This is a genomic window from Rickettsiales bacterium, assembly GCA_035765535.1.
Lineage (GTDB): Bacteria > Pseudomonadota > Alphaproteobacteria > Rickettsiales > JABCZZ01 > JABCZZ01.
The window spans coordinates 121,525-136,728 of sequence record DASTXE010000003.1 but is presented as its reverse complement, the minus strand read 5'-3'; the positions used below and the strand labels follow the sequence as shown (position 1 = coordinate 136,728).

Here is a 15,204-nt window from a genome sequence, read left to right as displayed (position 1 = left end):
CTGATGCGCGGAGCATCGTCAATACAATAGGAAGTTTATGGTTAAGCTGGCACATTTTAAGATATTGACGAAGATTCTGGCACTTTTGGGGCTTATGGCCCTCGTTGCGCTTGGCGCCACATTCTTTGCCACGACGAAGATGCGCTATATTGACGATACTTACGGCAATCTTCTGGATGGACCATCCTGGGCAAGCATCTCCATTGCCCGTGCCAACCGCGATCTGGTGTATGTGGACCGTTCGATCTACCGGCTGATCACGGAAACGACCCCGGACGAAGACCAGAAGGCTTCCAAGGAAATCAGCGATTCTCAACAGTTTTTCAAAAAGAAGTTCAAGGATGCCGTGAAGGGCATGCCTGCGCAGAAGGAGACGTTTGCGGCTATTGAAGCTAAGTTTGATGCTGCAATGACCGGCCCATGCAGCGAAGTGATACGGTTAGCCGCCTCCCCTAATCCGGACGACACTAAAAAAGCGATGACGCAGATGCACGAGCAATGCGATCCCGCGCTTCACGATGTGATGGTGGATATCTCGGCGCTGAATAATAAGCTCCTCAAAATCAGTGACAAAGCGTCCAATGACGCCATGGAAGTGACGAACAGCACGATTCGCAATACTTATATTTTTGTTCTGGGCGGACTGCTGGGCGTTGCTCTGCTGGCAATTCTGCTTACCCGTATCGGAATCACCAAGCCCATCAACAATATGGTTGAGGTGTTGGACGAACTTGCAAATGCCAATTTCGACGTGGAAATAGAAGGTATTACACGCAAAGACGAAGTAGGCGATATTGCCAAAGCCGCTCTGGTTTTCCGCGATCAGGGAAAAGAAACCAGGCGTATGCGTGCCGAGCAGGAACGTGCGAAAACCCAAACCGAGCAGGATCGCAAAACCATGATGCGCAAGCTGGCCGAAGATTTCGAATCCGGCGTGCAAAGCATCATCACCACGACTGCCAGCGCTGCCACAGAGCTTTATCAAACTGCCGAGAACATGCAGATGATCGTCGCCACCGTTACAGAACAATCCGAGACCGCAAGCAATGCATCGCAGCAGACTTCCGGCAACGTACAAAACGTGTCGGCTGCGGTGGAACAGATGTCTTCCTCTATCAAGGAAATTGCCTCTCAGGTCAGCAAATCCGGTTCCCTGGTCAATGAGACCGTTGCTCGCGCAAGCCAGGCCGATAAAACCACCCAGGTGCTCGCCAATGCCGTCGCTCAGATCAGCGGCATATTGGAACTGATTCAGAATATTGCCGGACAGATCAACCTGCTGGCGCTCAATGCCACTATTGAGTCGGCCCGCGCCGGGGATGCAGGTAAGGGTTTTGCCGTTGTTGCATCGGAAGTTAAAAATCTTGCCGGTCAAACCACTAAGGCCACCGAAGAAATTGCCAGGCAAATTGCCAACGTTCAGCAGGCTTCGCAGGAAGTGGTGCAGGTGCTTCGCTCCATCCGTGAGGATATCAGCAACGTGAATCAATATTCTTCCGGCATTGCATCCGCAGTAGAGCAGCAGTCGGCCGCCACGGGCAATATCTCGCTCAATATGCAGCAGGCCTCGCAGGGTGTCAGGAATATTACCGGGAACATCACGAATATTAACGTCGGCGCATCCGAAGCCGGGCATGTGGCCAAGGAAGTGCTTAATGCCGCCCAGGAACTTTCGAAGCAATCCGAAATGCTCCAGCAGAAAGTTGGTTTATTTCTGGAAAATATTAAAAATTAACACTTTCATTTATTTCGGTTTTATAACCGCTTGCCCTCAACGCAATCCTACGGCCTGAAGCCGGTAAATAAAAAATTTTTACGATTTACAAAAAATTCCTTTGCATTCGGGTAAGTTTACGCTATAAAGCACCACCTTGTTTCAGAGTCAGTCTGCCTCAAACGGAAAACCGCCTGAAAAATCTTGAATAAATTATAGAGGTGAACCAAATGTCTGCCAATCTCGCACAAATCGTTGATAACCTGTCGGCTCTGACTGTTATCGAAGCTGCTGAACTTTCCAAAATGCTCGAAGAAAAGTGGGGCGTTTCCGCTGCTGCTCCGGTAGCTGTTGCTGCTGCTCCGGGCGCTGGCGCTGGCGCTGCTGCCGCTGAAGAAAAGACCGAATTCAACGTGATTCTCGCTGATGCAGGTCCGAACAAGATCAACATCATTAAAGAAGTTCGCGCTATCACCGGTCTGGGCCTGAAAGAAGCTAAAGACCTCGTTGAAGCCGCTCCGAAGCCTGTCAAAGAAGGCGTAAACAAAGAAGAAGCTGCCAAAATCAAGAAAGTTCTTGAAGATAACGGTGCAAAAGTTGAAGTTAAGTAATCTTTTGTAGATTATGCTTATGCCGGAGTGCGCTGCCACGTTCCGATAGGATTGTGGTGTGTCGACTCCGGCGTTTCAACTTGTAGTGTTTTTGATCGATTTAAGTATTAGATACCGGATTCCGCCATCAATCCGGGTGTAAAGATATATATAGAAGGGCTTACCATGGTGCAATCCGCAGTCTCCAGCCATTCCTTCACTTCTCGCAAGCGTATCAGACGTTCCTTCGGGCGCATCGCTTCCATCACCGCAATGCCGAATCTTATTGAAGTGCAGAAGAACTCTTATGAACAGTTCCTCCAGCGCTTCGTCCCCAGCGAAAAACGTAGCGAACAGGGTCTCCAGACCGTTTTCAAGAGCGTCTTCCCGATTAAGGATTTCGCAGAAACCTCCACGCTCGAATTCGTAAAATATGAATTCGACGAACCCAAGTATGATATTGAAGAGTGCCGTCAGCGCGGCATCAACTTCGCCGCTCCCCTGCGTGTCACGCTGCGCCTGATCGTCTGGATCGTGGACGCGGACACCGGCGCGCGTGAAATCAAGGACATCAAGGAACAGGACGTTTACATGGGCGACATTCCGCTCATGACCGACAATGGCACGTTCATCATCAACGGCACCGAGCGCGTAATCGTATCGCAGATGCACCGTTCGCCGGGCGTATTCTTCGATCATGACAACGGCAAATCGCACAGCTCGGGCAAAATCCTGTTCTCCGCCCGCGTCATTCCGTACCGTGGTTCCTGGCTCGACTTCGAATTCGACGCTAAAGACGTCGTCTATGTTCGTATCGACCGTCGCCGCAAGATTCCGGTTACGTCCCTGCTGCGCGCACTGGACATGTCCACGGAAGAAATACTCGACACTTTCTACAGCAAAGTGATCTACAAGCGCCACAAGAACGGCTGGACTGCGAAATTCACGCCGGAAAGCTGGAAGGGCATCAAGCTCACCCACGATCTCGTAGACGCGAAAACCGGCAAGAAAGTTCTCGAAGCCGGCAAGAAGATCAATGTCCGTATGGCTAAGAAGCTCGCGGAAGAAGGTCTGAAAGACATCCTGTTCTCTGACGATCAGCTGATCGGCAAATATTTCGCCACCGACCTCATCAACGAGAAGACGGGCGAAATCTATGTTGAAGCCGGTGACGAGCTGACCAAACAGAAGATTGCCGCGCTCGATGCAAGCGACGTGAAGGAAATTCCGGTCCTGGATATCGACCATGTCAATATCGGTGCGTATATCCGCAATACGCTCGTGCTCGACAAAAACACCAGCCGCGAAGATGCGCTGATCGACATTTACCGCGTAATGCGCCCGGGCGAACCGACCACGCTCGAAGCTGCTGAAGCTTTGTTCAAGTCGCTGTTCTTCGAAATCGAGCGTTATGACCTCTCGGCTGTCGGCCGCGTGAAGCTCAATGCACGCCTCGACCTCAGCTTCCCCGAAGATCTCGGCACGCTGACGAAAGAAGACATCGTAGGCGTCGTTAAAACGCTCGTACAGCTTAAAGACGGTATCGGCGAAATCGACGATATCGACCATCTGGGCAACCGCCGCGTACGTTCCGTCGGTGAATTGATGGAAAACCAGTACCGCATCGGCCTGCTGCGTATGGAACGCAGCATCATCGAACGCATGAGCTCCGTGGACATCGACACCGTCATGCCGCACGATCTCGTGAATGCGAAGCCGGTGGCTGCTGCCGTACGCGAATTCTTCGGCTCCTCGCAGCTGTCGCAGTTCATGGACCAGACGAACCCGTTGTCTGAAATCACGCATAAGCGTCGTCTTTCGGCGCTTGGGCCGGGCGGTCTTACCCGCGAACGCGCAGGCTTCGAAGTGCGCGACGTGCATCCGACTCATTACGGCCGTATCTGCCCGATCGAAACGCCGGAAGGTCCGAATATCGGTCTGATCAACTCCATGGCTACCTATGCCCGCGTGAACAAGTACGGTTTCATCGAAACCCCGTACCGCAAGATCAACAATGGCAAGGTAACGTCCGAGGTTGTGTATCTGTCCGCTATCGAAGAAGGCAAATACACCATCGCTCAGGCAAACTCTGTGCTGGATAAAAACGGCAGCTTCGCTGACGATCTGGTTTCCTGCCGTAAAGCCGGTGACTACATCATGGCAACGCCGGACTCGATCGATTATATCGACGTTGCGCCGAAGCAGCTCGTTTCCGTTGCAGCATCGCTGATTCCGTTCCTTGAGAACGACGACGCGAACCGCGCGCTGATGGGCTCGAACATGCAGCGTCAGGCCGTACCGCTCATCCGTACCGAAGCGCCGCTCGTCGGCACCGGCATGGAAGACGTTGTGGCACGTGACTCCGGCGTAACCACCGTTGCGAAACACAGCGGCGTGATCGACCAGGTAGACGCAGCACGTATCGTTATCCGCACCACGGAAGCCGGTAAAGACGGTTCCCCGGGCGTAGACATCTACAACCTGCTCAAGTTCCAGCGCAGCAACCAGAGCACCTGTATCAACCAGCGTCCGCTGGTGCGCGTAGGTGACGTTGTGAAAGCCGGCGACATTATCGCTGACGGTCCGTCCACGGATCTGGGCGAACTCGCACTCGGCCATAACGTGATGGTCGCGTTCATGCCGTGGAACGGTTACAATTTCGAAGACTCGATCCTGATCTCCGAGAAGCTTGTAGCTGAAGACGTGTTCACTTCGATCCATATCGAAGAGTTCGAAGTCATGGCACGCGACACCAAGCTCGGCAGCGAAGAAATCACTCGCGATATTCCGAACGTCGGTGAAGAAGGCCTGAAGAACCTGGACGAAATCGGCGTTGTGCATATCGGCGCTGAAGTGAAAGCCGGTGACATTCTCGTCGGGAAAGTCACTCCGAAATCCGAATCCCCGATGACGCCGGAAGAAAAGCTCCTGCGCGCCATCTTCGGTGAAAAGGCTTCGGACGTACGCGACTCCTCGCTCCGCCTGCCCCCGGGCGTAACCGGAACGATCGTCGGCGTGCGCATCTTCTCCCGCCGCGGCATTGAAAAAGACGAACGCGCTCTGGCAATTGAAAAGGCGGAAATCGAACGCCTTTCGAAAGACCGTGACGACGAACGCGCCATCATCGAACGCTATGCTTACAGCCGCCTGAAAGAGCTGCTGCTGGGTAAGAACGTCACCAGCGGTCCGAAGAACTTCAAAGCCAAGACCGTGACCGAAGACGTATTCACCACGACGCCGAAGCACCAGCTGTGGCACATCGCGGTGGATGACGACAAAGCGATGCAGGAAGTTGAAAAGCTCAAGAAGCAGCTCGACAAAGTTGTCGGCCAGCTCAATGCCCGCTTCGAAGAAAAAGTCGGCAAAGTACAGAGCGGAGACGATCTGCCGCCGGGCGTGCTCAAAATGGTCAAGGTATTCGTGGCCGTTAAGCGTAAGCTCCAGCCGGGTGACAAAATGGCAGGCCGTCACGGTAACAAGGGTGTTATCTCCCGTATCGTGCCGATCGAAGACATGCCGTACCTCGAAGACGGCACGCCGGTTGACATCGTGCTGAACCCGCTGGGCGTACCTTCGCGTATGAACGTGGGCCAGATTCTTGAAACCCATCTGGGTTGGGCGTCTGCAGGTCTCGGCCGCAAGATCGGTGCTATGCTGGACAACATGAACAGCAAAAAGGCTGCCGATTCCGTCCGCGATACGCTCGTCGAAGTTTACGACGAAAAGGGCATCAGCACGGAAATCAAAGGCATGAACGACTCCGAAGTGCTCGAACTTGCCGGCAATCTGCGTAAGGGTGTTCCGTTCGCAACCCCGGTATTCGACGGCGCGAAGGAAGATGACATCGTCAAGTGGCTTGAAAAAGCAGGTCTGGATTCTTCCGGACAGGTGACGCTGATCGACGGTCGTACCGGCGAACAGTTCGACCGCAAGGTAACCGTGGGCTACATCTACATGCTCAAGCTGCACCACCTTGTCGACGACAAGATCCACGCACGTTCCATCGGGCCGTACTCGCTCGTTACCCAGCAGCCGCTGGGCGGTAAGTCCCAGTTCGGCGGACAGCGTTTCGGGGAAATGGAATGCTGGGCACTGCAGGCTTACGGCGCTGCTTATGCGCTGCAGGAAATGCTCACTGTCAAGTCGGACGACGTGGCAGGCCGCGGCAAGGTTTACGAGTCGATCGTACGCGGCGACCACTCTTTCGAGTCAGGCATACCGGAATCCTTCCACGTTATGGTCAAGGAATTGCGGTCGCTCTGCCTCAACGTGGAACTGGCTGAACGCGAAGCATAAGAAACAGGTCTCAGGGGGTGGATTACGTCAGGGCAATAGGGCCCGCGGAATCTGCCTCCCGGCACTTTAAGAACCTCAGAAGAGAGAAAACACATGAACGAAATGATGAGCTACTTCGGTCAAATCTCCGCTACCAAGCAGTTTGACGAAATCAAGATTTCCATCGCAAGCCCGGAGAACATCCGTTCCTGGTCTTTCGGCGAAGTCAAGAAGCCGGAGACGATCAACTACCGTACGTTCAAGCCGGAACGCGACGGCCTGTTCTGCTCGCGCATTTTCGGCCCGATCAAGGATTACGAATGCTTGTGCGGCAAATACAAGCGCATGAAGTACCGCGGCATCATCTGCGAAAAGTGCGGCGTGGAAGTTACCACTTCCAAAGTGCGCCGTGAGCGCATGGGCCATATCGACCTGGCTGCGCCGGTCGCTCATATCTGGTTCATGAAGTCCCTGCCCAGCCGTATCGGCGGTCTGCTCGACATGACGCTGAAGGATCTCGAAAAGGTTCTCTATTTCGAAAATTACATGGTCGTTGAACCGGGCCTCACCCCCTTCTCCAAGGGCGAGCTGATGACCGAAGACCAGTATTACGACGCACAGGACCAGTACGGCGAAAACGCTTTCACCGCCCAGATCGGCGCGGAAGCGATCCGCACGATGCTGTCCGCCATCGACCTGAAGACGGAAAAAGCAACCCTGCGTGCCGACCTTTCTGAAACCACTTCGGAAGCCAAGCGCAAAAAGCTCGTAAAGCGCCTGAAGCTCGTTGAAGCGTTCATCGAATCCGACAACCGTCCGGAATGGATGGTCATGGAAGTGATTCCTGTGATCCCGCCCGAACTGCGCCCGCTCGTTCCGCTGGATGGCGGCCGTTTCGCGACCTCGGACCTGAACGATCTGTACCGCCGCGTGATCAACCGTAACAACCGTCTGAAGCGCCTGATCGAACTGCGCGCTCCGGACATCATTGTGCGCAACGAAAAGCGCATGCTGCAGGAAGCTGTGGACGCGCTGTTCGATAACGGCCGCCGCGGCCGCATCATCACCGGCGCCAACAAGCGTCCGCTGAAATCCATGAGCGATATGCTGAAAGGTAAGCAGGGCCGCTTCCGTCAGAACCTGCTCGGTAAGCGCGTCGACTATTCCGGCCGTTCGGTTATCGTGGTCGGTCCGGAACTCAAGCTGCACCAGTGCGGCCTGCCGAAGAAAATGGCGCTCGAACTGTTCAAGCCGTTCATCTACGCGAAGCTTGAACTGTACGGCATCTCCACCACCCTGAAAGCCGCCAAGCGCATGGTTGAATCCGAGCGTCCGGAAGTATGGGATATCCTCGACGAAGTCATCCGCGAGCACCCGGTCATGCTGAACCGCGCTCCGACGCTTCACCGTCTGGGCATCCAGGCGTTCGAGCCTGTGCTGATCGAAGGCAAAGCCATTCAGCTGCACCCACTCGTCTGTACGGCATTCAACGCGGACTTCGACGGCGACCAGATGGCCGTTCACGTTCCGCTCTCCATCGAAGCGCAGCTTGAAGCACGCGTGCTGATGATGTCGACCAACAACATCCTGTCGCCCTCCAACGGTAAGCCGATCATCGTACCGTCGCAGGATATCGTGCTGGGTCTGTACTACCTGTCGCTCGTCTCCGAAGGCGAACCGGGTGAAGGCATGGCATTCACCGACGTTGCCGAAGTTCAGCAGGCGCTCGATAATAAGGTCGTCACGCTGCATACGAAGATCAAATGCCGCTTCCGTTCCATCGACGAAACAGGCGAACCGAAAGTTGAAATCGTAGAATCCACCCCCGGCCGCATGCTCATCTCCGAACTGCTGCCGCGCAACCGCCAGCTGACTTTCGCGCATGTCAACAAGCTCATGACGAAGAAGGAAATCAGTAACCTGATCGACGCGGTGTACCGTCACTGCGGCCAGAAGGAAGCCGTGATTTTCGCCGACCGCATGATGGGCCTGGGCTTCGCTCACGCCTGCCGCGCCGGCATCTCGTTCGGCAAGGACGACATGATCGTTCCGGAAACCAAAGGCAAGCACATTGCGCATACGCTTTCCGAAGTGAAGCAGTTCGAGCAGCAATATGCTGACGGTCTCATCACCACGGGTGAAAAGTACAACAAGGTGATCGACGCATGGTCGAAGTGCACCGAAGTGGTTGCCGACGACATGATGAAGCAGATCGCAGGCACGAGCCCCAACGCCGTTAAAAAGCGTGCACGTGACATCAACGCGATCTACATGATGGCGAACTCCGGTGCGCGTGGTTCGGCTGCCCAGATCCGCCAGCTGGCTGGTATGCGCGGTCTGATGGCCAAACCGTCGGGCGAAATCATCGAAACGCCGATTATCTCGAACTTCAAGGAAGGTCTGACCGTACTTGAATACTTCAACTCTTCGCACGGCGCCCGTAAAGGTCTGGCCGACACGGCGCTTAAGACTGCTAACTCCGGTTACCTGACCCGTCGTCTTGTAGACGTTGCACAGGACTGCATCGTGACCGAAGACGATTGCGGCACCTCCAAAGGTATCGTAGCGAAGCCGGTTATCGAAGGCGGTGAAATCATCGTTACCCTGTCAGATGGCATTCTGGGCCGTACCTCGGCTAAGGACGTTCGTCACCCGGTTAACGGCGACCTGATCGTAACCGCTGGCGACCTGATCGAAGAAAAGACCGTTGAGCAGATCGACGAAGCCGGTATCGAATCCGTGCTGATCCGCTCGGTGCTGACCTGCGAAAGCGAATCCGGCGTGTGCGCACGCTGCTATGGTCGCGATCTCGCACGCGGTACTCCGGTCAATCACGGTGAAGCAGTCGGCGTTATTGCCGCTCAGTCCATCGGCGAACCGGGTACGCAGCTTACGATGCGTACGTTCCATATCGGCGGTGCGGCACAGCGCGGCGCGGAAGTTTCCAGCGTTGAAGCTACGCATGATGCCAGCCTGCATCTTTCCAATAAGAACGTTGTGAAGGACAGCCAGGGCCGTCAGGTGGTGATGAGCCGTACGTGCGAAATCATCCTGAAGGACGAGCAGTCCCGCGAACGTGCACGCTTCAAAGTGCCTTACGGCGCACGCGTACTGGCTGCCGAAGGCGCGAAAGTGAAGAAAGGCGAGAAGCTCGCTGAGTGGGATCCGTATACGATTCCGATCATCACGGAAAAGTCCGGTATCGCTCATTACCGCGACCTCGTGGAAAGCGTTTCTCTGCGTGAAGTCATGGACGAAGCAACCGGTATCGCAAGCAAGGTCATTATCGATTGGCGCCAGCAGACCCGCGGTGCGGATCTGAAACCGCGCATCGCCCTGCGTGACGATGCAGGTGAAATCCTGACGCTCGCCAACGGCCTCGAAGCCCGTTACTTCCTGCCTGTGAACGCGATCCTCTCCGTCACCGACGGACAGCGCGTGCATAGCGGTGACGTACTGGCACGTATCCCGCGTGAATCGACCAAGACCCGTGACATCACCGGCGGTCTGCCGCGTGTGGCCGAACTGTTCGAAGCGCGCAAGCCGAAGGATCACGCGATCATCAGCGAAGTGGAAGGCGTTATCGAGTTCGGTAAGGACTACAAGACCAAGCGCCGTATCATCGTTCGTCCGAAAGACGCGAACCTTGAGCCGATCGAATATATGATCCCGAAGGGCAAGCATATCACCGTGCATGAAGGCGATTACGTCATGAAGGGTGACCTGCTTATGGACGGCAACCCCGTTCCGCATGACATCCTGCGCGTCATGGGCGTCGAAGCGCTTGCTCGTTACATGGTCAATGAAGTGCAGCAGGTTTATCGTCTGCAGGGCGTAGCCATCAACGACAAGCATATCGAAGTTATCGTGCGCCAGATGCTGCAGAAGATCGAAATCACCGAACCGGGCGAAACCACCTTCCTCACGGGAGAACTGGTCGACCGCGAGGAGTTCGAACATGTGAACGCGAAGACGATTGCCGAAGGCTTCCGCCCCGCCAGCGCCATCCCGGTTCTGCAGGGTATCACGAAAGCCAGCTTGCAGACACGTTCGTTCATCTCGGCCGCATCGTTCCAGGAAACCACCCGCGTGCTTACCGAAGCCGCAGTGGCAGGCAAGATCGATACGCTCACGGGCCTGAAAGAAAACGTGATCGTAGGTCGCCTGATTCCGGCCGGTACGGGTGCGCAGATGATGCGCATGAAGAAAATCGCCAAGGCACAGGACAAGCTGCTGGACGATCAGAATGCCGCAAATCAGAACGATTCCGGCGACGATCATCCCGCTGCTCTTACCGGCAGCTAGGTGATTGCTTAACGCAAAACGAGAAAAGGCCGCTTCGTGCGGCCTTTTTTCATGTTCGGATAATATATTGCATAATCGTGCCGGTTTGCTACATGTTGGCGAGATCGACAGATAGGATTAGTAATGAATTTTAGATTCGCCTTCTCTAACCGCCAGTTTTTTGCTCTTCTTTTTTGCGTCGTTCTTATTGGATGCGCTCCACACAGTACTCCCCCTTCAGAAGATTCATTGTCTGAATATATGCCGCCCGCTCCCAGCGCAAAAAACGCGACCATCACCGGTTCACTTGTCAATCCAGGCCTTATACAGGCGAATCAATATTGGCATGTAACAGAAATTGACGGTGTATTTGTTAAGGATAAGGAGTGCTCGTATGTGCAAAGTATGCGGAATTGTTATAATCATACCATCTTGTTAGAGCCGGGCATGCATACCGTTACCGTATTAGCCACAAACGGTTACGGTGTTACCAGAAGTCTCATCGTGCTCGATGCAAAACCAGGTGCACACTATATTGTAAAGGGTAGCATGACTGCGTACTGGACAATTAATCTTACAGAACGTCCTTATTCCATAAGCTGGATCGAAGACACTGCAGATAATTCCGTTGTTACGGAAAAAGAGAAAGCAACGCTTACCCCGCTCCCCCCTCCTGTCGTTATCGTACGATAGTATTCAATGAGGGCAGCAGATTATGACTGACTTGCGCGCAGCTTACTCATCTCCTCTGTTATAATTGCAGATATACCTGCATCTGAGCTTAAAGTGCCGATATAGCTCCATTCCTCGAGCGCCACAAGCCGCAGCGCATCGTCCAGCACCTCATTCAGGCTCTCTATCCTATTCTGATATATGCTGAATTCTTCGCTCGAATAATGGATTTCCCCGTGCCGGTCGCAGAAAACATTGATGTAAAAAATCCGGTCCATATACCTTGCCGCTGATTTATATCAATAATTTTACAAGCAACCTGCGGTTTTGTTAATAGGTTCTGTTCAGAAATCATTTGCTTTTGGCGGATAGCGCTTGTTATAAGGGGTGTGGGAAAATCATCGTTTATTTTTGGAGACGTCATGGCCAAGGCCGCAATTGAAAAAATCAACCAGAAATCCACCCCCGCCGCCCGCAGCAAACCGGACCTACTGAAATACTACCGCGAGATGCTTCTAATACGCCGCTTCGAGGAAAAGGCCGGCCAGCTTTACGGCATGGGCCTGATCGGCGGTTTCTGCCATTTGTATATCGGGCAGGAAGCTGTCGTGATCGGCATGCAGAATGCCATCGGCAAGGGTGACTCCGTCATCACGAGCTACCGCGACCACGGCCATATGCTCGCCTGCGGCATGGAAGCGCGCGGCATTATGGCAGAACTGACCGGCCGTATCGACGGCTTCTCGCGCGGCAAAGGCGGCTCGATGCATATGTTCTCGGTAGAAAATAACTTTTACGGCGGCCACGGCATTGTCGGCGCGCAGGTTCCCATCGGCACCGGCATCGCATTCGCCAATAAATATAACGGCACTGACCGCGTATGCCTTACCTATTTCGGTGACGGCTCCGCCAACCAGGGCCAGGTGTATGAAGCCTTCAACATGGCCAGCCTGTGGCATTTGCCGGTGATCTACGTGATCGAAAACAACGAATACGCGATGGGCACTTCGGTAAAGCGCAGCTCTTCCACCACGGAACTCTACCGCCGCGGCGAAGCGTTCGGTATTCCCGGCAAGCAGGTGGACGGCATGGATGTCATCGCCGTGAAGGAAGCAGCGGACGAAGCCGTGGCGCATTGCCGCGCAGGCAAAGGTCCGTTCCTGCTGGAAATGAAGACCTACCGTTACCGCGGCCACTCGATGTCCGATCCTGCAAAATACCGCAGCAAGGAAGAAGTCGAAATGTATAAGGAACAGCGCGACCCTATCGAACGCCTGAAGGCTAAAATTCTGGGCGGCAAGGTAGCTGACGAAAACAAACTCAAGAGCATCGAAGCCGAGATCAAGGAAATCGTCAACGACGCAGCTGAATTCGCCAAGACTTCACCGGAGCCGGATGAATCCGAACTCTGGACGAATATCACCATCGACTAATTGCAACTCAAACATTACAGAGACCGACACATGGCTACATTGACCGTAAGAGAAGCACTGAGAGACGCAATGGCGGAAGAAATGCGCCGCGACAAGGACGTTTTCGTCATGGGCGAAGAAGTTGCCGAATATCAGGGCGCGTACAAAGTAACGCAAGGCCTGCTGCAGGAGTTCGGAGACAGGCGCGTAGTCGACACCCCGATCACTGAGCACGGCTTTACCGGCCTTGCAGTCGGCGCTTCGATGATGGGCATCAAACCGATTGTCGAATTCATGACGTTCAACTTCGCCATGCAGGCGATGGACCAGATCATCAACTCCGCCGCCAAGACGCATTACATGTCCGGCGGCCAGATACGCTGCCCGATCGTGTTCCGCGGCCCTAACGGCGCGGCTTCACGCGTAGCTGCACAGCACTCACAGTGCTATGCAAGCTGGTATGCGCATGTACCGGGGCTGAAAGTCGTCGCTCCCTACTCCGCTGCCGATGCAAAGGGCTTGCTGAAATCCGCGATCCGCGACCCGAATCCCGTAATCTTCCTGGAAAATGAAATCCTGTACGGGCAGAGCTTCGACGTGCCGGATGACAATGACTACACGGTTCCCATCGGCAAAGCTGCGATCTTACGCGAAGGGACCGATATTACGATCACGGCCTTCTCCATTACCGTTGGCCTCGCGCTCAAGGCTGCTGAAGAACTGGCACAGCAGGGCATCAACGCGGAAGTGATCGATTTGCGCACGCTGCGCCCGCTCGACACGGACACGATTGTCGAATCCGTCCAGAAAACCAGCCGCTGCATTTCCGTTGAGGAAGGCTGGCCGGTGGCGGGCATGGGTTCGGAAATCTGCGCCATTATCATGGAAAAGGCTTTCGACTATCTGGATGCGCCAGTGGAACGCGTTGCGGGCAAAGACGTTCCGCTTCCTTACGCCGCTAATCTGGAAAAGCTGGCCCTGCCCCGCGTCGAGGATATCGTGGAAGCTGCAAAGAAGGCCTGCTACCGTAGCAACTAAACTTTGGTGAGGAACATCATGCGCCTGTTGATGCTTTTGTTACTGCTGGTTCCGTTTTCTTCCGCTGCTCTTGCAGAGGGAGTAAAGGACGATAAGCTTGCCACGCTGACCGTGCACGGCGAAGCGGTGACAAAGGTTGCTCCCGATCAGGTGATGCTGCCGGTGACCGTGCAGGAGCAGAATGTAAAGCTGAAAGCAGCCAAGCAGAAGCATGACGAGAAACTGCGCGCATTGCTGAAGCTTGCAGAACAGCAAGGCATCGCGAAGGACGACATGCAGACCGCCTCCACTTCTGTCAGCCCAATGTATGATTATACAAACGGCAGGCAGCACCTTACCGGTTATCAGGTTTCGACCACCATCGATTTCAAGATTAAGGATCTGCTGAAACTTGCCGATTTCATGGATAGCGTGGTTAATCTGGGCATCAACGAAGTGGGCAGCGTTTCCTATTCGCTGCAGCATGAGGAAAAGGTGAAGCAGGATACTCTGGACCAGGCCCTGCGCAATGCGCATGACAAAGCGACACAGCTGGCCTCCGTTGCCCAGATGACGCTGGAAAAGCCTCTCGATATCCAGGAAGGCGCCTCTGTAACACCGCCACGCCCGATGCCGATGATGGCGATGCGCGCGATGTCAGTCGCCAGCGCCGATGCCGCTCCTAATCTTCCCGCAGGCCTGATGGAAGTCCGCCAGGAAGTGACCGTGACATACCAGATCAAATAACAAGGGATAACTCCGCATGAAATATTTTTATTTCTCCATTTCAGCTCTCGTTATCACCCTGATGCTTTATGCTACTGCCAGCACAGCGAGGGTTATGGCGCCTTCCCCGACCGGCAACTGCCTTAGCGAAAACGCCTCTATTTCCCTTCAGTTTAATGATAGCGATGCCGATATTGATGTCATTAAGCAGCAGTTTGACCGTGAATTTTCCGGGCTTGAAAAGATTGCAAAGGATGCAGGCGCAGAAGAATTCACCATGCAATCGCTGAATTATAATATTAATGCGCAACGCCCTTATGGCTACAATAATCAGAATGGCGGGCGCTATAACCTGAGCGGCAACGCCAGCTTTAAAATCGCCCCTTCCGATAAAGCTATCGGCGTAATGGCCGCCTTAGTTAAGAAAGGCTACCAAGCTAGCCTGAACGTCAACACCTACAATCGTGGTGGCTGCAATCCCGTAGTTAATCCGCCCATCGTCCAGTAACCGATT

General features: G+C 54.3%; 10 protein-coding genes. 9 read left to right on the top strand and 1 reads right to left on the bottom strand.

Annotation, left to right across the window (positions count from 1 at the left end):
* Positions 1-37: 37 nt before the first annotated feature.
* The 5 genes from VFT64_03640 to VFT64_03620 all read left to right on the top strand — a co-directional run bounded on the left by VFT64_03640 (position 38) and on the right by VFT64_03620 (position 11,556).
* Positions 38-1,735 carry a methyl-accepting chemotaxis protein gene (locus tag VFT64_03640; protein HEU5046914.1) on the top strand — a complete coding sequence of 566 codons (1,698 nt, stop codon included), beginning with the start codon at positions 38-40 and terminating at the stop codon, positions 1,733-1,735.
* A 209-nt stretch (positions 1,736-1,944) separates the two neighbouring features.
* The gene (rplL, locus tag VFT64_03635; protein ID HEU5046913.1) at positions 1,945-2,325 is read left to right on the top strand and encodes a 50S ribosomal protein L7/L12; all 381 of its coding nucleotides are present in this window, start codon (positions 1,945-1,947) and stop codon (positions 2,323-2,325) included.
* A 165-nt stretch (positions 2,326-2,490) separates the two neighbouring features.
* A complete protein-coding gene (gene rpoB, locus VFT64_03630; GenBank protein ID HEU5046912.1) occupies positions 2,491-6,600 on the top strand; it encodes a DNA-directed RNA polymerase subunit beta in 4,110 nt (1,369 codons plus the stop codon).
* A gap of 93 nt (positions 6,601-6,693) precedes the next feature.
* Positions 6,694-10,884 carry a DNA-directed RNA polymerase subunit beta' gene (gene rpoC, locus VFT64_03625; protein HEU5046911.1) on the top strand — a complete coding sequence of 1,397 codons (4,191 nt, stop codon included), beginning with the start codon at positions 6,694-6,696 and terminating at the stop codon, positions 10,882-10,884.
* A 426-nt stretch (positions 10,885-11,310) separates the two neighbouring features.
* Positions 11,311-11,556: a hypothetical protein gene (locus tag VFT64_03620; protein HEU5046910.1), complete on the top strand. Its 246-nt coding sequence runs from the start codon at positions 11,311-11,313 to the stop codon at positions 11,554-11,556.
* 20 nt (positions 11,557-11,576) lie between these two features.
* Here the strand turns inward: VFT64_03620 and VFT64_03615 are convergent, their stop codons facing one another.
* Positions 11,577-11,813 carry a hypothetical protein gene (locus tag VFT64_03615; GenBank protein HEU5046909.1) on the bottom strand — a complete coding sequence of 79 codons (237 nt, stop codon included), beginning with the start codon at positions 11,811-11,813 and terminating at the stop codon, positions 11,577-11,579.
* Between the two features lie 144 nt (positions 11,814-11,957).
* On the opposite strand from VFT64_03615, the gene pdhA reads away from it, so the two are divergent.
* Genes pdhA through VFT64_03595 form a run of 4 tightly spaced genes read left to right on the top strand, consistent with a single transcriptional unit; the run spans position 11,958 to position 15,198 of the window.
* Complete coding sequence (pdhA, locus tag VFT64_03610; GenBank protein HEU5046908.1) at positions 11,958-12,968, top strand: pyruvate dehydrogenase (acetyl-transferring) E1 component subunit alpha; 1,011 nt, start codon at positions 11,958-11,960, stop codon at positions 12,966-12,968.
* Positions 12,969-12,998: 30 nt separating this feature from the next.
* Positions 12,999-13,985 carry a pyruvate dehydrogenase complex E1 component subunit beta gene (locus VFT64_03605; GenBank protein ID HEU5046907.1) on the top strand — a complete coding sequence of 329 codons (987 nt, stop codon included), beginning with the start codon at positions 12,999-13,001 and terminating at the stop codon, positions 13,983-13,985.
* A gap of 18 nt (positions 13,986-14,003) precedes the next feature.
* Complete coding sequence (locus tag VFT64_03600; protein ID HEU5046906.1) at positions 14,004-14,711, top strand: SIMPL domain-containing protein; 708 nt, start codon at positions 14,004-14,006, stop codon at positions 14,709-14,711.
* Positions 14,712-14,727: 16 nt separating this feature from the next.
* Entirely contained in the window at positions 14,728-15,198 is a 471-nt protein-coding gene (locus tag VFT64_03595; GenBank protein ID HEU5046905.1) for an SIMPL domain-containing protein, read from the top strand.
* Positions 15,199-15,204 lie beyond the last annotated feature (6 nt).

Bases quoted from the DNA above. Each gene is read 5' to 3' on its own strand.
- VFT64_03595 (HEU5046905.1), top strand. From the start codon at position 14,728: ATGAAATATTTTTATTTCTCCATTTCAGCTCTCGTTATCACCCTGATG.
- rplL (HEU5046913.1), top strand. From the start codon at position 1,945: ATGTCTGCCAATCTCGCACAAATCGTTGATAACCTGTCGGCTCTGACT.
- VFT64_03640 (HEU5046914.1), top strand. From the start codon at position 38: ATGGTTAAGCTGGCACATTTTAAGATATTGACGAAGATTCTGGCACTT.
- pdhA (HEU5046908.1), top strand. From the start codon at position 11,958: ATGGCCAAGGCCGCAATTGAAAAAATCAACCAGAAATCCACCCCCGCC.
- VFT64_03600 (HEU5046906.1), top strand. From the start codon at position 14,004: ATGCGCCTGTTGATGCTTTTGTTACTGCTGGTTCCGTTTTCTTCCGCT.
- VFT64_03620 (HEU5046910.1), top strand. From the start codon at position 11,311: ATGCATACCGTTACCGTATTAGCCACAAACGGTTACGGTGTTACCAGA.
- rpoC (HEU5046911.1), top strand. From the start codon at position 6,694: ATGAACGAAATGATGAGCTACTTCGGTCAAATCTCCGCTACCAAGCAG.
- rpoB (HEU5046912.1), top strand. From the start codon at position 2,491: ATGGTGCAATCCGCAGTCTCCAGCCATTCCTTCACTTCTCGCAAGCGT.
- VFT64_03605 (HEU5046907.1), top strand. From the start codon at position 12,999: ATGGCTACATTGACCGTAAGAGAAGCACTGAGAGACGCAATGGCGGAA.
- VFT64_03615 (HEU5046909.1), bottom strand. From the start codon at position 11,813: ATGGACCGGATTTTTTACATCAATGTTTTCTGCGACCGGCACGGGGAA.